Raw genomic sequence first — 19,603 nt, 5'->3', positions numbered from 1 at the left:
TTGTCAAGAACTTTTTTCTGCCCCCTGCTGAAGAAGTTTCGCTTTCCTCAGCAGCGTTTATTATCTTACTAAACATAGCTCTTATTGTCAAGACCTATGTTTAATTTCTTTTCGCCGCCTGGTCTTGCAAGCCTTGACTTGTCTTGCCCGACGACAGTTATTAATATTACCAACTTGTTCCTACTTTTGCAAGCTTTTTTGCCTACTTTTTTTAGAAATAATAATAAAGCTTGATATATCAATGCTTTTTAGTGAAAAAACTTTTCATCAAATCAGAATTCCAGCACAATGATCTACCTCATGTTGAATCGTTTCTGCAATAAAACCTGAAAAACTTTGTTTCTGAGTCTGAAAATCTAGATTCTGATATTCAACAGTGATTGTCTGATAGCGGTTAGTTTTTCTTAAACCAAATAAAGAGAGGCATCCCTCTTGGACAGAATATTGCCCACTTTTAGCAATTATCTGCGGATTAATCATTACAATCGGTAAATCTCCCATATAAAAAGCAATAATCTTCTTATTAACACCAATCATATTAGCTGCAAGTCCGGCTGCTGACTCCCGTTTAGCAATTAATGTATCGCGCAGATCAATTGCAACTTGGTAATCTTCTTTTGTCGCTTGTTCCGCTTTTTGCTTTAAAAACATGGTGTCATGAATAATCGTTTTAACTGCCATTCTATTTTTCCCCCCCATATATCTAAAATTAATTTACTTGTTACTTCTATTGGTAATTAATATTGTTAAACAATTTTAATAAATTTGCATACGTTTATTAACATAATCGTCTTATAATACAGCTATATCTTCGAGAGGAGCAAATTTAAATCTTGAAACATAAAATCATTACATTAGCGGCGGCTCTAACCTTAGGCATTACCGCTCCACTAACAGCAAGTGCCAGTCAAACTGAAGCGGCAACTACTACCAGTAATCAAAATGACATGTACACTTTTGTCAGAAACACATTACGCCAGCATCACATGCGCGGTAGCGTTGCTGTGATTAAAAACGGTCAGGTGCAACCAATTAGTTATGGCTATGCCTGGTACGGTAAACGTATTGGCAACGGCGACAATAGTGTTGTTTATCCAACCGCATCATTGCAAAAGGTAATCACCGGCGCAATGATCATTCAATTAATCAACGAGAATTTGCATACCAACAATGCTTTTTCGCAGTACACCAAAATTTCTCGCTGGTACCCTAATCTAAAAAACGCCGACCAAATTTCTATTGGTAACTTGCTGACTCATACTTCCGGAATTACTGCCAGCAGCACCGAGATCGACCGCGGTTATAACTATTCCGAAAATAACGCCGTTAATTGGGTCGTTAACAATATTAATAATTCAACCTCGGCTCCAGTTGGAACTTACAAGTACAACAACAGCAACTATATCCTGCTGGTTGGTATTATCCGCCAGTTAACTGGTCAGTCTTACGAAACAAATTTCAAAAATCGGATTGTTAACAAGCTCGGGCTTAAAAGCACCTACCTGTACCAAGATATTCCAAGTGGCATGACAGACCCAATTTCATATTATTCCAATGGCGGTAAAAACTACCAAAAGTCTACTTATGTTAAGCGGTCGCTAGCTTCCCAGATTCCTGGCGCCGGTAATTTGTTCTCAACACCGGAAGAATATTATAAGATTCAAGTCGGCTTAACTGATGGCTCAATTCTTAATAAAGATGATTTTAACTACCTAACTCACCTAAAGAGTAAATTAGGCACTTATTCTGGCGGCATGTACCTTAAAAATAATGACGCGCTGAAACTAGCTTATGGCAGTCTTAGCGGCAATCATTTTGGCACTTGGGTACAACTAACAACCGATAATCAAAACGGAATTGTCATGTTTCTTAACCAAACCGATAACAGTGAAAACGATGAAAAAGACGTTGGTTACGCCATCTTGCAGCATCTTAAGCCAAATACATTTGTTTCAAGATAGTTAAATAAACTAAAAAAGCTTCCTTTTAATGGAAGCTTTTTTTATTTCGCAAATAATAATTCGTACATTCTGGCTTCCAGTGGATGCTTCAATAGCAAATTCATCCCTACTGCCGCCTTCTTTTTTGGTCCCAATAATTCCTCTTTTACCGTTTCTTTTTGAATCTCAGCCTCACCTAAGTAAAAGAACTGCTTACCAATTGCATCACTTTTCTTAACAAATAGATGCAATTTCATTTGCGGAGAATTAAGCAAGCGCTGCACTTCATCCGAGTCAAGATGCCGCGGCGAGCGCGTATACCAGCGCAAGCTTCGTCCATCTTCTAACGTATTATGATAGACCGCATTGCGTTTTTCAGCCGAATCTTTTTGGTAAGTAATAAAAATTGGCGTTTCTCGCTCATCAACGCGATAGCCATACATCGGCGCTGACACATCTTTGGGCCAGTTAAGTAAGCGGCAGACATCCTTGCGATCATACTGCTGATAAAGCGTGAATTGCGCTTGATTATCATATTTTTGGTTAAGCAATAAGCCTGTCTTAACCACATCCACAAACAATTTTTTGAACGTCATATTCGCCTTTAACGCCTGCTGCAGTTGCGAGGACAAGCAATAATCTAATAAATTTGAGCGCATGATTAACGCTTGGTCGCCATATTGCGCCTTTTTGGTTGTTTTTCCCTGCTTAATATCAAAAAAGGACAGCGACAAAATTGCTTCAACCGAAGTTAGCACTGCTGTATCAACATAAGCATAATCGCGCCGCAATGTCTGCTCGTATTCTTCCTGATTAACCTGCCCTTTTGCGAGCAGTAACTGCAATAAGCGCAGTTCATGTAGCCGCTTGCCGTTTAACAATTCTTTAGTCACAAACGATAATACGGCATTTTCATATTTATCAAGTTCAACTGTCTCACCCATTTTACTTAAAAACTGCCCATAGTGCTGCAGGCTATGATTATTAGCAAAAACCTCGGGCGAGGTCGAGCCATATTGATAAAAGTCAAATAGTAGTGGTGGCCGACCGATTTTTTCTTGTAAATCCTTGTAGGACTGCCGCAATTCCTTTAGACCATCAAGTTTAACCTGATCAAGTGACGCTAAAATCTTTTCCGAAGCAATTCGACTAAAGTTAATCGTCGATACATCAATTAGTCCCGGCAGTGTACTTTCTTCACGCGCCTTATCCTGACTGCGACTGGAATCTTGATTAAGCGCAATCGGAATCAAGTAATTATTTTTATAATTTCCGATAAAATCAATCACTGTTACATAATCTTTCCCCGGATATTTGCGCAGTCCTCGTCCTAGCTGCTGAATAAAGACAATACTCGACTGCGTATTCCGCAACATCACAATCTGATTAAGTGACGGAATATCGATGCCTTCATTAAATAGATCAACAGTTACAATATATTCGATTTGCCCCGTTTCAAGCTGCTTAACTACTTGCGCACGCCTAGCTTCACTATCTTCATTAGTCAAAGCAATCGCTGCATGTCCTTTAGCAGTAAACAGTTGCGCTAATTCTCGCGCCTCTTCCTGCCGGCTGCAAAAGACTAAACCGCGTGCCTGATTGCCGCAATAACCATAATAATTAATCTGCTTTAATACATAATCAACACGTTTAGGTGCTACCAAATAACGCAGATTAGTCGTTTCATCAATGCTTTCACCGTCAACTTCATAATCCTCAACCCCAACGTAATGAAAAGGGGCCAGCATTTTTTCTTCCAATGCATCACGAAGACGAATTTCATAGGCTAAATTATAGTCAAACAGTTGGTAGACATCCTGATCGTCCATTCTTTCCGGTGTTGCCGTCATCCCTAACCAAAATTTCGGCGTAAAGTGGTCAAACACACGCTGATAGCTAGGTGCAGCAGCCCGGTGAGCTTCATCAATTAAAATATAATCAAACTCATCTTGCTCTAAACTCGTCAGCATCTCCGGCTGACTCAGCGTTTGGACAGTCGCAAACAGATATTGGCAATTAAGCTGATGCTTATGCCCGGTCAATAAGCCGTAATTACTACGCTCCCCACCGATTACTTGATAAAAACTCTCTAGGGCTTTTTTAGCAATCTGCTCGCGGTGTACAACGTACAAAAATTTTCGCGGCGCAAAATCCTTCACGGCAAAAGCACCAAGATAAGTCTTCCCGGTTCCCGTTGCCGAAACAACTAAGCCGCGCTTTTGTCCAGCATCAACTAGCGCCTTTAATTCTTTTAACGCTGCCGTTTGCATTTGATTAGGCGTAATTAAAGTCTCCTGCTTTACTCGTGGCAATAACTTGCTTTCCGGTTTAACCCAGTTAGCTTCGTATGCTTGCAGCCATTGCGATGTTAACGGCACACTAGTTTCTTGCAATTGCTGCAGTTGGGATGCTAGCTGTGTCGCCAATGCCGCATTTTCACGTGAGCTAACTTTTAGCGCCCATTCATAATTGCTGAGTAAAGCTGCCCTAGTAAAATTAGCGCTGCCGATTACTATTGTTTGCCAGTTATCGTGCTCAAACAGGTAGCCCTTGGCATGAAAGCCATTATTTGCGGCAATTTTGACTGTTAAATTAGGAATTTTCATTAATTCATGGAACACTTGCGGATTATTAAAAGCTAAATAGTCGCCAGTGATGATTGTCCCTTTAATGCCTTTAGCCGCTAAGTCAGCCAGCACAACCTTAAGAGGCACTAACATGTCCTGCGTAATAAAGGCAACAGCCCAAGTAAAATTACGACACGTCAACAATTCCTGGCGTAATGTCAGCCAGATCTTATCATTTTTGGTATTTTGTAGTAGTTTTGGGCTAAGTAGTTCATGACCCGGATAATTCGCGTCATATAAGCCATTCAAAATTGCATCTTGCAGTGGTTCATTCATTAATATCGCCTCAAGTTAATTTTACACAAAAGAAAAGCCGAAACCTACCTTTTAAATTTGGCGTGATTTGGCGATAAACAAAAAAACATCCAGCCGCTAAAAGCTAGATGTTCTCAGGAACTTAATTAACGGAAAACGTTAAAGAAGTCACTTACATTACCTAAAATACCGGATGCCATACCCAATGCATTTTGTACAATGTTAATCCATGACATGAACAATTCCCCCTTACAATTTTAAATTGACTTTAATAAGTCTACATAAGTATATGCTTTTTGATTTGTATATTCAAAAATTATGCAAAAATTTAATTAGTAAGAAAGATTTATAATTTAATCTCTAACAAAATTGGGCAGTGGTCAGCTCGAGCACCCGTATCGAGCATTTCTGAACGCTCTACCTTGTCAGCGATGCGATTACTTGTAATCCAGTAGTCAATCCGCCAGCCAGAGTTATTCGCCTTAGCTGTTCGAACACGTTGAGCCCACCATGAATAGACGCCTTCGATATTACCGTTAACTTTTCTAAAGGTGTCGGTAAAACCAGCATCAAGTAACTTAGTAAAATCAACTCGTTCTTCATCAGTAAAACCAGCAGAATGATGGTTATTATCGGGATGCTTCAAGTCAATTTCCGTATGGGCAACATTGTAGTCACCACTTGCCAAAACTGGCTTTTCCTGATCCAACTTTTGCAAATAAGCAACGTACTTTTCATCCCAAATTTGTCGCTCATCAAGCCGCTTCAAGCCACTACCGGAATTAGGCGTATAAACTTGCGTCACAAAAAATTCAGGAAACTCCAGCGTAATAATTCGACCTTCCTGATCCATCGGTTCTGGTGCACCAATTTCTGGATAAGTCGCCTTTGGCGCTAAGTCCTTTTTGTATAAATACATTGTGCCGGCATAGCCCTTGCGTGCGGGTTCTTCAGATGACCGCCACACATAATCGTATTCAGGAAACTGCGCTGCCAAAACTTCCTGATGCTTCTTAGTGGGACCAGTTGCACGCAATTTAGTCTCTTGAATTGCAATCACATCCGGATTTTGATCATGGATTTTGGTCAAAACTTTCCGCGTTTCTTCAGCTCGTGCGGAAGTCCCTGTTAAAGCTGCATTCAGTGAGTCAATATTCCACGAAATTAAGATCATTTTATTCTCCTTTTTATCTATCCCCTTCATTATAATATTTTTTAAAAATGACTCAAAACATCATCGACCGCGCTGCCGTAACTTTCACCAAACAAGCAAAGATGCATGCACAAATAATAGAAGCGATACCAATTTAGCCGCTGTGCAAGCTCGGCATCAAACGGATATTCTTCATAATACGCACGATAAAATTGATTGCTAAAGCCACCAAACACAGTCGTCATCGCTAAGTCAAATTCCCGATCGCCGTATATCGCGTCAGGATCAATCAAATACGGCGCACCATGAGAAAACAAAACATTGCCAAACCATAAATCTCCGTGACACAAACTCGGCGTTATTTCATGCTTACTATAATAATCAGAAAATTGCGTCACCATTCGCTGATAATGCTCTTCTCTTGTATCATTCCAATAGCCAAGCTTGCGCGCACTTGCCACTTCCGGTTCCAGCCGTTGCTTAATATAAAAATCCGCCCAACTTTGGTTCCACTGATTATTTTTAATCATTACTCGATTCTGCATTTGATCGCCAAAGCCAAACTTATCATTATGAAGATGATGCAATTTTGCCACCTGCCGACCTAAATCTGCCTGGCTGCCAACATCTGTATCTAGCCAATTCAAAATTAAATACGCAGCATCATTAATTTGCCCATGAAAAAGTGGTACTAGCGTATTAACTCCAGCTTTTGCTATTTCTTTTAGTCCGCGCACTTCATGATCAAAATAAGTCGCAGCACTATTGGGCTGAACCTTCATAAAGTAAGTCTTTTCAGGCGTTTTAATTTGATATGCTTTATTTGTATCCCCTCCGTGAATAGTTTTACATACTTGAATATTTTTGACTGGTAATTGACTACGCCATTGCTTTGTTATGCTCATTTTATTTACTCCATTATGTTGTTATTTCAACGTTTATTAATAAAATTAATTTTTTCACAAGTTTATTATGCCATTGTCAAAATACAAGTGTATAATAGCACAAGAGACAATAATATTAATTTTATGGAGGTTGAAATTTTATGACTAAAATTTTTGCTTATGCTATTCGTAAAGATGAAGAACCATACGTTACTGAGTGGAAAAACGCGCACAAGGACATTGATGTTGATTACACTGATCAATTATTGACTCCCAAAACTGCCAAATTAGCTAAGGGTGCTGATGGGGTTGTTACTTACCAGCAATTAGACTACAAGGCAGATACAATCGAAGCCCTAGATAAATTGGGTATTCACAACTGGTCATTGCGGAACGTCGGAATTGACAACATTGACTTGCCAAAGGCTAAATCATTAGGCTTTAAGTTAACTAATGTTCCTGTATACTCACCAAACGCAATTGCAGAGCACGCTGCTGTTCAAGCTGCACGTCTTTTACGTCAAGACAAGCGCATGGATGAAAAGATTGCTCGTCATGATTTCCGTTGGGCACCAACAATCGGCCGCGAAGTTCGTGATCAAACTGTCGGTGTTATCGGTACTGGCCACATTGGTCAAGTATTTATGAAGCTGATGGAAGCCTTTGGCGCTAAAGTCATTGCATACGACATCTATAGAAATCCTGAACTTGAAAAGCAAGGTTACTACGTTGATACACTTGACGAAATCTATGCTCAATCAGACGTTATTTCATTGCACGTTCCTGACACTCCAGAAAACGTTCACATGATTAATGATGACTCAATCAAAAAGATGAAAGACGGTGTTGTTATCGTTAACGTATCACGTGGTCCGTTAGTCGATACTGATGCAGTTATCCGTGGCTTAGACTCAGGTAAAATCTTTGGCTTCGTAATGGATACTTACGAAAACGAAGTTGGTATTTTCAATAGCGACTTCAGCAACAAGGAATTACCTGACAAGCGCTTGGCTGACTTAATTGCACGGCCAAATGTTTTGGTAACACCACATACTGCTTTCTACACAACGCATGCTGTTCGCAACATGGTCATTAAAGCATTCGATAATAACTTGAAATTGATTAAGGGTGAAACTCCTGATACTCCTGTTGATTTAGACAAAGAGTTCTAATTATTTATTCCTTTCCTTTCTTACATGTAACTAAAAATAGTCATTGAGCGAAGTTTGCCGGTGGCTATTTTACTTATCCTAACAAAAAGGCGAAATGTTCCATATGAAACATTTCGCCTTTTTAATTAATTAGCTGATGCATTAATTGCTTGAATTAATGCATTTCTAAAGCCAGCCTCTTCTAATTTAACAACACCCTTGATAGTAGTACCACCTGGAGTTGTTACCTCATCTTTTAATTCCTCAGGTAATTTCTTAGTAGTTAATGCTAACTTAGCCGTCCCCAAAATCATCTTTTCAATCATTGGGTAGGATTCTGCACGCTTAACACCATTTTGAACAGCGGCATCACTAAATGCCTCAATCATTAAGTCAACGTAGGCAGGCGCACAGCCAGAAACTGTTCCGTAGATTCCTAAAAGACTCTCTGGAACAACATATACGTCACCAAACTTACCTAAAATTTCCTTAACTGTAGCAATCACTGTTTGCTTTTCATTAGGAATAAAGCTTACAGCAGTTATCCCTTCCCCAATTTGCACAGGAGTGTTCGGAACGATTTTAGCAAATGACGTATCGTCAGCTGCTTCCTGATTAACTTTTACTAAGTCGCCACCACCAGTTGATAGCATAATGCCATGATAAATTTGACCTAGCTTTTGTAAAATTGTGTTAATTACTGGTCCACCAACTGCAACAACTACCGCAGTGCAGCCATTAAAATCAGTGTAGTCATCAACTAATTGCAGGCTATTCTCAGCGGCAAGCTTTTGTGCGGATTGGTGGCCACCATCAAAGACATAAAGATCTTTCCCTGAAATACCAGCTTGTAATAAGCCTAAAATCATCGATGAACCAATTTTGCCAGCACCAATAAAGCCAATCTTCATTTATTATTACTCTTTTCTTATATAACTAAAAATCTGTCTTATCTGGATCCTGTGCAACCTTAGCAGCACCATGTAATCCGTCTAGTTTTAACATATCCTGTTCACTAATTGAAAAGTCAAAAATTTCTGTATTAGCTTCAATATACTTAGGGTGAACCGACTTCGGCAACGGCAAAAAGCCGTGCTGAACTGACCAACGCAATAATAATTGAGCCGCACTCTTATTATAGTGACTAGCAATTTCAGAAACTGTTTCGTTTGCGAGCAAGCCGCCTGTCCCCAACGGACTGTAAGCCTCATTTAAGATTCCTAATTCGTCATCATAGTCCGTTACTTCTTTTTGCATATCGCTTGGATTCAAGTAAATCTGGTTAACAGCTGGACGAATGCCTGCAGTCTTAAGCAATTCATCAAGATGGTTTCTTCTGAAATTAGAAACGCCAATTGCTCGTATTTTCCCAGCTTTCAGAGCGTCTTCCATTGCCCGCCAGCTCTCAGCGTTCAACTCAGCCCAATGATCACGGATTGCGACAGGATTAGGCCAGTGAATTAAGTACAAATCAAGGTAATCCAACCCTAATTTTTCCAAGCTAGCATCAATTGCGGCCTCAGTTTGCTGATAACCATGATCGCTATTCCATAATTTAGTTGCAACAAACAAATCATAACGATTGATGCCACTCTTCTTTATACCATTGCCAACACTTCGCTCGTTGCCATAAGCAGCTGCAGTATCAATTAACCGGTAACCAGCATTAATTGCTGCCATAACAGCATTCTGTGCAACTTCGCCATCGGGGGTCTGCCAAGTGCCGAAGCCAACAGCAGGTATTTTCACACCATTATTTAATTCATAAGTATCAGTTAGAGAATTAATATTATTCATAAGTCTGACCTCTCTTTCACCTTTATTATACATAACCCCAAGCTATCAGCTTGTTAAAAATGCATTAAGTTATTTTGCAGCAAAGTATCAAAATCTTGATAAGTATCAACTTCAAAAATTGGGTGTAAATTAAGCGTATTGGCGCGATGTCGATGATTATACCAAATGCTCGCAAAGCCATATTTTTCAGCCCCCAGAATGTCAGATTGCAGTCCATCGCCAAAGAAAATCGTTTTGTTAGGAGCAACCTTAGTCTGCGCAAAAAAGTAATCAAAAATTCGCTTATCTGGTTTAGAAACTTTGGCTTCTTGTGAAGTAACAATCAAGTTAAAATAATCTTTAATCCCAGCAAGTTCTAAACGATGATTTTGCATTAGTCGCTCACCATTACTCAAAACAGTTAACTGATAGCCAAGTTTACGAGCCAGCTTCAATGTGTGCTCAACTCCCGGCAAAAGCTGATGTGCCTCACCAAAATATGAGCGATACTCGTTCATAATTTTTAAGCCGTCAACTTCTAGACCTAAATTAGCTTTTAAAAAATGACTAAACGTGATCTGACTCAATTCTTCGTAGGTAATCTCACCTAATTCAAGTTGGCGCCACAGTCCCTGATTATATTTATGATAAGTCTGCTGCAATTTTGGCGTTAATTGCCAATGATGTGCAGCAAAAAGATGATGTAGTGCAAAATTTTCGGTAGCAGCTGAATCAATCAAAGTATCATCAACGTCAAAAATTATTTGTTGATATTTCAAAAGCTGTCATCCTTTCACATTATTTCCCGGGTAATAATTAATTGCCCACAAAAATGATTGGGATAATATTATAACAATTTTTCACTTAAAAGTAGCTGATTAACTATTTTTAAAGTTATTCTTTTTTCTGCATTCTTTTACTCAAACCAGTTATAATAGTTCTTAATTTAATTGGAGGAATTGATTATGCTGACACTTTTACTGATTTTTTTAATAACTTGGCTGTTACTTAAGCTCGGTGTTGGAGTATTTAAAATTTTCTTTTTCCTGCTAGCTTGTGGAATTATTATCACCTTTTTCATTCACTTGGTATTACCGCTAATTATCTTAGCAGTCATCATTTGCCTTGCCTTTGCAATCATATAAAAATAGCAGCTCAATTGTGAGCTGCTATTTTTATCCTAACTGGTTATCAAGTAGTAATCGCAGGCGCGAAACCACCTCACGTGGTCCTGCCATGATTAAGTGATCGCCAAGTTGCAGACGCAAATCATCTCGTGGATCAACAAACTTGCCATTACGAACAATTTTACTAATTACGACCTCATCATTTTCAGGTAAATCTGATATCAAGCTGCCATCAAAGCGCGCATTAGTCATCGTCACTTCAAACAAGCTTGACGTCGTTGAAGTAATAAAACGTAAAACCTCTGGCGATTCGATTGCTGTTCGAAAAACGCCAACTCCTGTATCAAAAGTATTGAAATACTCAATTTTCAAATTTGTTAACTCTTTTTTCATGACATCAATTTCATTAGGATCAGGGTCATCAAGTCTGACTAAAACCCGTTCAACGCCATACTTTTTAGCAGCTACGGCCAAACTATAATTAATCTTGGAATGCAAGTCCGTAATTACTAAAATATCGGTATCAAAAATGCCTTGTTTAATTAAGGCTACTGGTTCCATTGTATCTAGCAGCGTTACTGGTGCCGAATTTTTATAAGTTTCATAGCTTTCTGAATGTCGCGTATACAAGCGCGTATCATACCAATCGTGTGGTAATTGGTGGCACGTGGCAACAGAAGTCACTGTAGTACCAATAATATGAACAATTGTCTTTGGTAATTGCTCGTCTTTTGGTTGGTATAACTTCTTAAAAAGCATTGGACCAATTAAACAGGTTAACACTGCAGCTAAAGTCAAGGCACCACCCTGCTGATTGTTTAACGCATGAATATTTTGGGCAACTGCCACACCAGAAATAACCAGCGTCATCGTCGTCTCAACTAAAAAGGTCCCGGCTAATGCATTACGCTGAGAAAATAACTGCTTAAAGCTATAATATGCTGGCATTTTGGCCACTAAGAATGCAACTAATAGTAATGGAATTAATGTTAAAGTTGCTTTTGAACCAAGTAACGCAATTAAGTTTAATTTCACACCCGTTAAAATAAAGAAAAACGGGATTAAAAAGCCATAGCCAATCGCATTTAATTTTTCTTCAGTTGCTTCTTCAGGCTCCAGCAGCTTGATTACGATCCCCGCAAGGAACGCTCCTAAAATGTTTTCAGCACCGACGGATGTTGCCAAAACAACCAAGATTACAATTACCAAAAAGGCAAAACGCATATCAAGTTGTGTAGTCGATTTAGTCAATTTGCCAAACACATTAAAGAAATTACGAAACCGTGCTAACAAATATGCCGCAGCTAAAAACACTAGTGAGAGTAGCCATAACGTACCACCATTGCCACTTTTAATTGAAGAATAAATCGTTAATCCAAGTAGTGGAATGATTTCACCTAGCACACCAAATAACAGTAAAGTTTGGCCGTATGATTGTCCAAGTAAGTTATTTTCTTTCAAAATACTAATCATCACGCCAAGCGAAACCGTCGCAAATAGGATTACTGACAAAAATACATCTGAAAATAAGCCGCAGACTTTAAACAAAACTCCCAAAACAACAGATGAAACAATTGTTAACGAATAGGCAATAATTGCGCTTTTTAGAGGTGTCTCTTTTGTCTTATTTTGTGCTTTTTTAGCAGCTAAGACCGTTGTGGGTTTACTCTTTTTAAATAATGAAAAATCAATCTCCATCCCACTTAAAAACAGCAACATGATTGTACCCAATGTACTCAAAGTATTCAAAACCGAATTAATATGAATAACATTAAAACAGCTTTTACCTAAAATTACGCCCACAATAATTTCCGCAACGGTTGTGGGTATCAATGACACCTTAAACCGAGCTAGCAGTGTCGGTGTCAAAAAAGCAGCCACAGATACAATAACAAGCGATAAATCCATTAATTTACTCCCCAATAAAATTTGTTTAACTTATATATTTTACCAAAATAAATACTGAATAACTAAAAAAATAATATCTATTTATGAAAAGATGCATAAAAAAAGAACTCAAATTGAGTTCTTTAGTACATTAATCCAAATCAAGTGGAATTTTATGCGTTGGACGTGGATACTGCTCATCAATTGCTGCAAAGTCAGCAGCCGTCAGTTCCAAATTCCCAGCAGCAATGTTATCTTTCATATGCTCTGCATTAGCTGTTTGCGGAATTGCAATCGTTATCCCATCACGAATCGTCCAGCTAAGTAGCACTTGATAGACTGAAGCATCGTGCTTTTGAGCGATTTGTTTAATTACCGGATTATCTAACATATCGGCATGCAAGTTATTGTGTAATCCACCAACAGGACTATAAGCAAGTAGCGGAATATTGCGTTCTTTTTGCCACGGAACCAAATCAAAGTCCAAACCGCGTGCGTTCAGATTATAGAGATCTTCATTAGCAGCTAAATACTTGCCAGCAGGAAGTGCCTCAACTTCTTCTAAGTCTGCTACGTCAAAGTTGGAAACACCCCATGACTTAATCTTACTCTTTTCACGCATTCGGTCAAGCTCGGCAATAGACTCCTCTAGTGGCACTTGATCACGCCAATGAAGCAGATACATATCTAGGTAATCAGTCTGCAGCCGCTCTAAACTTGCATCTAGGTGTTTTTCCAAGTCTTGCTTAGTCGCATTTTCGGGCCAAACTTTTGAAACAACGAACAATTCTTCACGACTATATGGCTTAATTGCCTTACCTACTAGGGTTTCAGATGCACCCTTGCCATAAATTTCTGCGGTATCAATTAACTTGGCACCTGCTTCGATTCCGGCACGAATTGCAGCAAGCTCTGCAGCTTCCTTAGCTTGATCACTACCCATGTGCCACGTGCCGATTCCAATTGCTGGCACCATTTGGTTATTAATTTCTACTTGTTTCATTCAATTCTCCTAGTCTACTTCCACCACAATTTAATCAAGCCTTGCGTGCCCAAGTCGCCCAAATCTTTTTCATCAACTAAAATCTCATACAGGTCTTTGGCTTTTTGCGTTGCAGGCAATTCAATATCCATTTCCTCAGCGGTTTCAAGAGCAATCCGCAAGTCTTTCAAAAAATGCTTACTGAAAAAGCCAGGCGTATAGTCGCCCTTTAAGACACGTGGACCATAGTTGCTAAGACTCCAATTAGCAGCACTGCCGCCGCCAACCGTCTTGACCACTGCTGGCAAATCTAATCCTGCTTTTTGCGCATAAACTAGCATTTCGGTCATTCCCGTCATCGTACCAGCAATCATAATCTGGTTGGCCATCTTCGTGTTTTGACCGGCACCCGCTGGGCCAAAATATTGTGCCATACTGCTAATTGCCTTAAAGACTGGCTCTAAAGTTGTAAAGGCTGCTTTATCGCCACCAACCATGACGGTCAAAGTACCGTTTTTAGCACCTAAATCACCACCAGATACAGGTGCATCCAACACTTGAGCGCCTGCCTCAGTACCTGCTTGATAAATCCTTTGCGCTAATTTAGGTTTAGATGTTGTCATATCAACTAAAATCTTACCTTTAACGCTTGCAGCCATAATGCCATTTTTATCAAAATAAACTTGCTCAACATCACGCGGGAAACCAACCATCGTGAAAATCACATCGGCTCCCTCTGCAACAGTCTGCGGATTGTCACACCAGGTTGCACCCTTAGCAACCAAATTATCAGTTTTAGATTTAGTGCGATTATAAACTAGCAGCTCATAGCCAGCTTTAAGTAGATTTAGACAAATTGCATTCCCCATAACACCCGTTCCGATAAAACCAATTTTCATGATAATTCCCTCCTTAAAAAAATACAAAGAACAACTAATCGTATCACTTAAATTATAACCCTTTTATAACAGATGAATTTTACAGGATTTTATACTGTAAACAAAAATACTAGGATTTAGCCTAGTACTTTAAAAATTAATTTAACTTATCCTTCTATATTAGTTTCTACTTCTTGCAATGCTTCTAAGCTATCTGCAATTTCACGCCAATTATCTTGATATGGACCATAAGCTGTATGAATCAAAGAGCCAACAGGCAACGAAGGACATTCATTTTCTGCGTTAGTTCCCCAATTTTGCCAACCTGACTGTGGTCGCTGCACAATTTGAAAGGCATTTGAAGCAGCAGATGTTTGCCAGATCATAGCTTGTCCGGTTTCAGTATTTATTTCTGCACTTTTACTTGCAGGACCAGCAAAAACTGTTTGATCCGTTACTTGACTAACATTGACCGGATCCTGACTGAATAACCACGGACGATTATTCAATTCTGCAAGAACAAATGCTTGATCCCGAACATCTTGCAGTTCTACTTGTTCCTCTTCATTTGACAAAGCATTTTCCCAAACTGAAAAAAGTCGCCAATACAAGTCCCAGTGAGCATTTGCCATATTTCCAGTTAGTGCCTTCTTAAAATCAGCAAAGCGGGCATTACGTTCTTTACCATCATGAACTAATTCTTGAACTTTTTCTGCTAACTTACCAGAGTATGGGTCGCCAGCACGATACCAAACCCCATCATATGTAGCAAATCGATCAAACACTAATTGACCAATGCCACTCTCAAATTCATCACCAACAGTAATTTTATCAACGATTGATCGCCTATTAACTGTAGTTTCAAAATGATCAACATTATAAACTCGTGAAAAGAATGGTACATTATAATAAAATGACCAATCTAGATGAAATCTTTTACCGTGAAGTTCCGGTTTGGTACCATCCGGAATCCGACCTGCTAACCGATATTTTTTCATGATCGGACCATCTTCTAGCGGAGTAATATCAACAATCAAATGCTCCGCTGGATTAATTAATCCATTATCTGGCGTAAAAAATGGACCGTAAAAGCCACCAATTGCATTATTGCCTGATGGTACTAAATCACGGTTTTCCTCAACAGACCAAAAATGACGTAACCCCCACTTAGATGAGCCTTCACCCTCAGCCGTACCTCGACACAATTCAAAATCAAATTTACCAGTATTCAAATGAACATAACAGTCTTTTTCTTTAGCTGTTGCTATTTTTTGAATACCAGTGATTTCACTAGCCGATATTTCTTTCTGCAACGTTAAAGTTTCAGTAGCCTTTTTAAACTCAACGATCGTCACAAAATTGGCTGCACGATCATTATGCAATCTTTGACAAACTACTTGCTGACCATCATCAGTCACAGCAGACCATAAATCTCCAATTACATTATTTGATAATGTAAACTTCACTGGCACTGGAATTTTAATTTTATCTTCTGGACTAACTAAAGTAATCTTAACCATACTAACTTCTCCTAAATTTTATAATGCTGTGAAAAATGTAATCAAGCCAAATACAACTCCAGCAGCATTACAAGCTGCTAATGGAATATCACGATCTTTTTTAAACAAAGCATAGATAACCCATAAAAAAGTATTTATTGCCGTTGCTAAAGGTTGAATTGGACTACCCTTTACTCCATGAAGATTATTCATAATCTGTGGTATATATGATACGTACATAATAATTGCAGTAATAGATGCTACCCAGCCTAAAATATTCATTATTTTTTCTAATTTCATATGTTCACCTCGTAGACCATTGTCTCACATATAAAAAGCGCTTTCAAATATAAACTAATATTGTCAGCGTCAAATCATATCATTAATTATTACCATAAATTAAAAGAGCCACCATATTCAAGACAAAATATGATAGCTCAAGTAGCTTGTGTTAATCATTTAGAAGGCAGCATTAAAGTGATTTTTTATTATATTTGTAAATTGCAATTTTAAGTTGAACACCTGATTAATTAATTTGATAGATGCAATCTAATCTGCGTTCAAATAATTCACGTTTCACATGAAACATGATTAAAATTAACCTGTTTTTATTACCACGGCTGTCTTGTTGACCCAATTGTCAACTTGCTAATGTTAGTATCTCTTGGTTGATCATTGCAAAAGCAACAGCGTTAGCAATTCTTTCAGGACTAAGCTGATAATTATTATAAGTTTTATGCAGCGCATTCGCTGCCTGCTTATCAGAAACTGTATTCAATAATTCTGTTTGAATGGCAGTCGGATAAATCGTTGTTGTCCGAATATTATTCCCATCAGTCGCTGATTCCATACGCAGTACTTCCATTAAATTGCGAATTGCATGCTTAGTTGCCACCCCTCTGGGTAATTTCAGTTGTCAGTGCCTGCAATTTGTCTTCACGTCTAGCCGCTAAAACAACCTTAGCTTCCTTTTCCGCTAATAATTTTGCGGTTGCTGCACCAATACCAGATGATGCCCCTGTAATAATAATTACCTTATCTTTAATTGCCATTTGATCTTTTCCTTTCTCGTTTGCTTATGGCAACTGCTCATATTCCGCCGGTTGAACCGGTTCCAGCCACTCTGTCTTGCCCGTCGTAATGGCTAAATGACTAAACCAGCTGTCTTTAGCAGCACCATGCCAATGCTTGACACCATCATGAACTACAATAACTGATCCCGGAGTTAATTCTTGTGGGTTCTTTCCCCATTCTTGGTACCAGCCTCGACCGCCAGTTACCAACAAAATTTGGCTGCCGTCATGATGAATGTGCCAATGGTTATAGCATCCTGGCTCAAAGGTCACGTTATTAACTGGAACCCTGCTACCATTTTTCTCTGGCTTAACCAGTGAATTATTGTAGCTTTGACCGACAAAATATTGATCGTATGCAGTATTTTTAGGTCCGGTAGCAAAAATTCCTGGCTGCTGTGGGATTTCCTCATCACCCTGCCAAATTTCTTTAGCACGGTTAAAGGTTGACCACGCTTTGGGCCAACCAACATAAAAGGCCAAATGAGTAATTTCTGCAACAATTTCTTCTTTGGTAATACCGTTGGTTTTGCCGATATTTAAGTGTGCTTCAATCTGTTCAGTGTTGCCCATTGCCATCAAGGCAGCAATGGTGATCAGCGAGCGATCATGAGCTGACAATTCATTTTCTTTTGCCCAAACTTGGCCAAACAAAACATCATCATTTAAAGCAGCGAATTGTGGCGCGAAATTGCCTAAATTTTTTCTGCCTGCGGTTTGTTTTTTTGCCATTTTAACTTCCTTCTTTCTTGTTTAGTGGTAGTCTATTCCTTAAAGTTAACTTTAAGTCAAGATAAAAGGAAAACAAACAGATGAAAGACAAATATAGTATTCAGCAATTCAGCACTAAGTTTAACTTGGCACCATCAACTTTGCGTTATTATGAAGAGGAAGACCTAATTAAGCCTCATCGTTTGGCCAACAAGCAGCGGTATTATGATGAAGATGATGTCAATTGGATGAGATTTTTAATGCATCTAAAAAATACGGGGATGAGCATTGCTGATTTGAAAAAATATGTAGCTTGGCGCGCTCAAGGCGACGCAACCATTCCCCAGCGCTTGCAGCTACTCAAAAAAACACAGCAAAAATTTTTAAAACTAATTGCTGAGCAGCAATATCATTTACAAATCTTAAACGATAAAATTGATTGGTATGAAGGCAAAGAAAATGGAAAGATTGCCGACTCCGAGAGTTTTAGCTATTATCTAAAACGAATTAACCACAAAAAATAGCGGACATAACGTCCGCTATTTTATTTACCTTTTTAAACTAACAAGTCTATTCTAATGCATCGTCCTGTACAAAAAGGCTGCCAGCCAGTATAAAACTGCAATATGAGCTGGATAGAAAATATAAAAGAAATATTTCATGCCCGGGCCCTTTTGGCCGTTATAAAGCCAAATCGGAATAATTGCAAAAATCATCAGCCATTGAGTTGATCCGCTCAAGCCATAAAGCAAAGCAGTAATTGCAATCAGCAGACATTGAATTTTCTTGTTGTTTCTGAATAAATATAGCAGCGGAATCAGTAACACCATAATATTGTTTTCAGCTAAGAGAATTGCGGGAAAAATGCCAACTGCAATTTGTTTAATTAAGAGTGGTACACTTTGCGCACCAACAATCATTGTTGTAATAACTGAAAAAATAAACGGTATGGCAACCCATAAAATCCCTAAACTAATGTGCCTTGCCTTGTTGCCATTCTTAGCAGCCACAAATTGATCAACACCAGCCATAAACATTGTTCCGATAAACAAATCACGAAAAATATTATTAATTAAAACCACTTGCTCAAAATGAACTGTTTTCTCTAATAGCCAAGTTACAAGCGACATCAGCACCATAGAAATGTACAAGCGTTCCATATATTTCTTTTTATCATGCGTGTGACTAAAGCCAACTACACTGGTAAAAAAGAAAATAGTAGCCACTGGCCGACCAAACCAGTCCAGCCAATTCGGTGCACCTAACGGATAAAACATCTGATGGACATGGTCAACCACCATTAAAATAACACCAATTACTTTTAAATCAAAAGTAGTTAATCCTCGTACTTTTTTAGCAATTTGCATAGCACTCTCCTTTTCCTAACACATAGCCGTTCAAGTGTAGCATAGGAAGATAGGTGAGCCCAAATATTAGGCTTTAGAGTGTGAATTAATTAAAAGCTACCTAGAAGAAATTTAGGGCAAAATAATAACCGCTCTAGTTTGACGACTAACGGTTATTAATTCAAATATCGTTAAGTCACCGCTTAATGCGGAAACTCATGTTGAGAAGTCCTGATACCAACAGGGCTTCTTTTGTTTTGTAAAGTTATTCTAGCACAGAAAGCTTTAAGAGAACAATACTTTTACTGAACTAA

The 19,603-nt window shown here is 38.7% G+C and carries 17 protein-coding genes and 1 pseudogene; 3 read left to right on the top strand and 15 right to left on the bottom strand.

Annotation, left to right across the window (positions count from 1 at the left end; translation table 11 throughout):
* Window positions 1–267 precede the first annotated feature (267 nt).
* Window positions 268–681 carry a peptide deformylase gene (locus PT287_RS03055; protein WP_277132440.1) on the bottom strand — a complete coding sequence of 138 codons (414 nt, stop codon included), beginning with the start codon at window positions 679–681 and terminating at the stop codon, window positions 268–270.
* Window positions 682–947: 266 nt separating this feature from the next.
* Between PT287_RS03055 and PT287_RS03050 the strand changes: the two genes are divergently transcribed.
* Window positions 948–1,961 carry a serine hydrolase domain-containing protein gene (locus PT287_RS03050; RefSeq protein WP_348635267.1) on the top strand — a complete coding sequence of 338 codons (1,014 nt, stop codon included), beginning with the start codon at window positions 948–950 and terminating at the stop codon, window positions 1,959–1,961.
* A gap of 41 nt (window positions 1,962–2,002) precedes the next feature.
* Here the strand turns inward: PT287_RS03050 and PT287_RS03045 are convergent, their stop codons facing one another.
* From PT287_RS03045 to PT287_RS03035, 3 genes are all read right to left on the bottom strand, one after another.
* Complete coding sequence (locus PT287_RS03045; protein ID WP_277132436.1) at window positions 2,003–4,843, bottom strand: DEAD/DEAH box helicase; 2,841 nt, start codon at window positions 4,841–4,843, stop codon at window positions 2,003–2,005.
* A gap of 325 nt (window positions 4,844–5,168) precedes the next feature.
* Entirely contained in the window at window positions 5,169–5,996 is an 828-nt protein-coding gene (locus PT287_RS03040; protein WP_277132434.1) for an exodeoxyribonuclease III, read from the bottom strand.
* A 41-nt stretch (window positions 5,997–6,037) separates the two neighbouring features.
* On the bottom strand, window positions 6,038–6,880 hold the full coding sequence (locus PT287_RS03035) for a fructosamine kinase family protein (RefSeq protein WP_277132432.1): 843 nt from the start codon (window positions 6,878–6,880) through the stop codon (window positions 6,038–6,040).
* A gap of 140 nt (window positions 6,881–7,020) precedes the next feature.
* On the opposite strand from PT287_RS03035, the gene PT287_RS03030 reads away from it, so the two are divergent.
* The gene (locus PT287_RS03030) at window positions 7,021–8,031 is read left to right on the top strand and encodes a D-2-hydroxyacid dehydrogenase (RefSeq protein ID WP_277132430.1); all 1,011 of its coding nucleotides are present in this window, start codon (window positions 7,021–7,023) and stop codon (window positions 8,029–8,031) included.
* Window positions 8,032–8,156: 125 nt separating this feature from the next.
* On the opposite strand, the gene PT287_RS03025 is transcribed toward PT287_RS03030, so the two are convergent.
* From PT287_RS03025 to PT287_RS02980, 10 genes and pseudogenes are all read right to left on the bottom strand, one after another.
* Window positions 8,157–8,921 carry a pyrroline-5-carboxylate reductase dimerization domain-containing protein gene (locus PT287_RS03025; RefSeq protein ID WP_277132428.1) on the bottom strand — a complete coding sequence of 255 codons (765 nt, stop codon included), beginning with the start codon at window positions 8,919–8,921 and terminating at the stop codon, window positions 8,157–8,159.
* Window positions 8,922–8,946: 25 nt separating this feature from the next.
* Window positions 8,947–9,807 carry an aldo/keto reductase gene (locus tag PT287_RS03020; RefSeq protein ID WP_277132426.1) on the bottom strand — a complete coding sequence of 287 codons (861 nt, stop codon included), beginning with the start codon at window positions 9,805–9,807 and terminating at the stop codon, window positions 8,947–8,949.
* Window positions 9,808–9,860: 53 nt separating this feature from the next.
* Entirely contained in the window at window positions 9,861–10,565 is a 705-nt protein-coding gene (locus tag PT287_RS03015; protein ID WP_277132424.1) for a YjjG family noncanonical pyrimidine nucleotidase, read from the bottom strand.
* Between the two features lie 396 nt (window positions 10,566–10,961).
* Window positions 10,962–12,821 carry a cation:proton antiporter family protein gene (locus PT287_RS03010; protein WP_277132423.1) on the bottom strand — a complete coding sequence of 620 codons (1,860 nt, stop codon included), beginning with the start codon at window positions 12,819–12,821 and terminating at the stop codon, window positions 10,962–10,964.
* A gap of 130 nt (window positions 12,822–12,951) precedes the next feature.
* Window positions 12,952–13,803, bottom strand: a complete 852-nt coding sequence (locus tag PT287_RS03005) for an aldo/keto reductase (RefSeq protein ID WP_277132422.1) — start codon at window positions 13,801–13,803, stop codon at window positions 12,952–12,954.
* Between the two features lie 14 nt (window positions 13,804–13,817).
* Window positions 13,818–14,681 carry an NAD(P)-dependent oxidoreductase gene (locus tag PT287_RS03000; protein ID WP_277132421.1) on the bottom strand — a complete coding sequence of 288 codons (864 nt, stop codon included), beginning with the start codon at window positions 14,679–14,681 and terminating at the stop codon, window positions 13,818–13,820.
* 146 nt (window positions 14,682–14,827) lie between these two features.
* Complete coding sequence (locus PT287_RS02995) at window positions 14,828–16,180, bottom strand: hypothetical protein (RefSeq protein ID WP_277132420.1); 1,353 nt, start codon at window positions 16,178–16,180, stop codon at window positions 14,828–14,830.
* A gap of 18 nt (window positions 16,181–16,198) precedes the next feature.
* Entirely contained in the window at window positions 16,199–16,459 is a 261-nt protein-coding gene (locus tag PT287_RS02990; RefSeq protein WP_277132419.1) for a SemiSWEET family transporter, read from the bottom strand.
* A 311-nt stretch (window positions 16,460–16,770) separates the two neighbouring features.
* Window positions 16,771–17,211 (bottom strand): annotated as a pseudogene (locus tag PT287_RS02985) (SDR family NAD(P)-dependent oxidoreductase).
* A gap of 24 nt (window positions 17,212–17,235) precedes the next feature.
* On the bottom strand, window positions 17,236–17,964 hold the full coding sequence (locus tag PT287_RS02980; RefSeq protein ID WP_277132418.1) for a carboxymuconolactone decarboxylase family protein: 729 nt from the start codon (window positions 17,962–17,964) through the stop codon (window positions 17,236–17,238).
* An 80-nt stretch (window positions 17,965–18,044) separates the two neighbouring features.
* On the opposite strand from PT287_RS02980, the gene PT287_RS02975 reads away from it, so the two are divergent.
* On the top strand, window positions 18,045–18,467 hold the full coding sequence (locus PT287_RS02975; RefSeq protein ID WP_277132417.1) for a MerR family transcriptional regulator: 423 nt from the start codon (window positions 18,045–18,047) through the stop codon (window positions 18,465–18,467).
* A gap of 51 nt (window positions 18,468–18,518) precedes the next feature.
* Here PT287_RS02975 and PT287_RS02970 read toward each other — a convergent pair whose 3' ends face one another.
* The gene (locus PT287_RS02970) at window positions 18,519–19,310 is read right to left on the bottom strand and encodes a TraX family protein (protein WP_277132416.1); all 792 of its coding nucleotides are present in this window, start codon (window positions 19,308–19,310) and stop codon (window positions 18,519–18,521) included.
* Window positions 19,311–19,603: the final 293 nt, after the last annotated feature.

Origin of the sequence: Lactobacillus sp. ESL0679, from assembly GCF_029433515.1 — a bacterium.
In the GTDB taxonomy this organism is placed as follows: Bacteria; Bacillota; Bacilli; order Lactobacillales; family Lactobacillaceae; genus Lactobacillus.
Note: the sequence above shows the minus strand (reverse complement) of the source record. Positions and strands in the feature narration are given on the sequence as shown.

Excerpts from the sequence above, each read along its gene's own strand:
- PT287_RS03035 (WP_277132432.1), bottom strand. The coding sequence starts at position 6,880 with ATGAGCATAACAAAGCAATGGCGTAGTCAATTACCAGTCAAAAATATT.
- PT287_RS03020 (WP_277132426.1), bottom strand. The coding sequence starts at position 9,807 with ATGAATAATATTAATTCTCTAACTGATACTTATGAATTAAATAATGGT.
- PT287_RS03010 (WP_277132423.1), bottom strand. The coding sequence starts at position 12,821 with ATGGATTTATCGCTTGTTATTGTATCTGTGGCTGCTTTTTTGACACCG.
- PT287_RS03045 (WP_277132436.1), bottom strand. The coding sequence starts at position 4,843 with ATGAATGAACCACTGCAAGATGCAATTTTGAATGGCTTATATGACGCG.
- PT287_RS02990 (WP_277132419.1), bottom strand. The coding sequence starts at position 16,459 with ATGAAATTAGAAAAAATAATGAATATTTTAGGCTGGGTAGCATCTATT.
- PT287_RS03025 (WP_277132428.1), bottom strand. The coding sequence starts at position 8,921 with ATGAAGATTGGCTTTATTGGTGCTGGCAAAATTGGTTCATCGATGATT.
- PT287_RS03050 (WP_348635267.1), top strand. The coding sequence starts at position 948 with ATGTACACTTTTGTCAGAAACACATTACGCCAGCATCACATGCGCGGT.
- PT287_RS03005 (WP_277132422.1), bottom strand. The coding sequence starts at position 13,803 with ATGAAACAAGTAGAAATTAATAACCAAATGGTGCCAGCAATTGGAATC.
- PT287_RS02975 (WP_277132417.1), top strand. The coding sequence starts at position 18,045 with ATGAAAGACAAATATAGTATTCAGCAATTCAGCACTAAGTTTAACTTG.
- PT287_RS03030 (WP_277132430.1), top strand. The coding sequence starts at position 7,021 with ATGACTAAAATTTTTGCTTATGCTATTCGTAAAGATGAAGAACCATAC.
- PT287_RS02995 (WP_277132420.1), bottom strand. The coding sequence starts at position 16,180 with ATGGTTAAGATTACTTTAGTTAGTCCAGAAGATAAAATTAAAATTCCA.
- PT287_RS03040 (WP_277132434.1), bottom strand. The coding sequence starts at position 5,996 with ATGATCTTAATTTCGTGGAATATTGACTCACTGAATGCAGCTTTAACA.
- PT287_RS03000 (WP_277132421.1), bottom strand. The coding sequence starts at position 14,681 with ATGAAAATTGGTTTTATCGGAACGGGTGTTATGGGGAATGCAATTTGT.
- PT287_RS02970 (WP_277132416.1), bottom strand. The coding sequence starts at position 19,310 with ATGCAAATTGCTAAAAAAGTACGAGGATTAACTACTTTTGATTTAAAA.
- PT287_RS02980 (WP_277132418.1), bottom strand. The coding sequence starts at position 17,964 with ATGGCAAAAAAACAAACCGCAGGCAGAAAAAATTTAGGCAATTTCGCG.
- PT287_RS03055 (WP_277132440.1), bottom strand. The coding sequence starts at position 681 with ATGGCAGTTAAAACGATTATTCATGACACCATGTTTTTAAAGCAAAAA.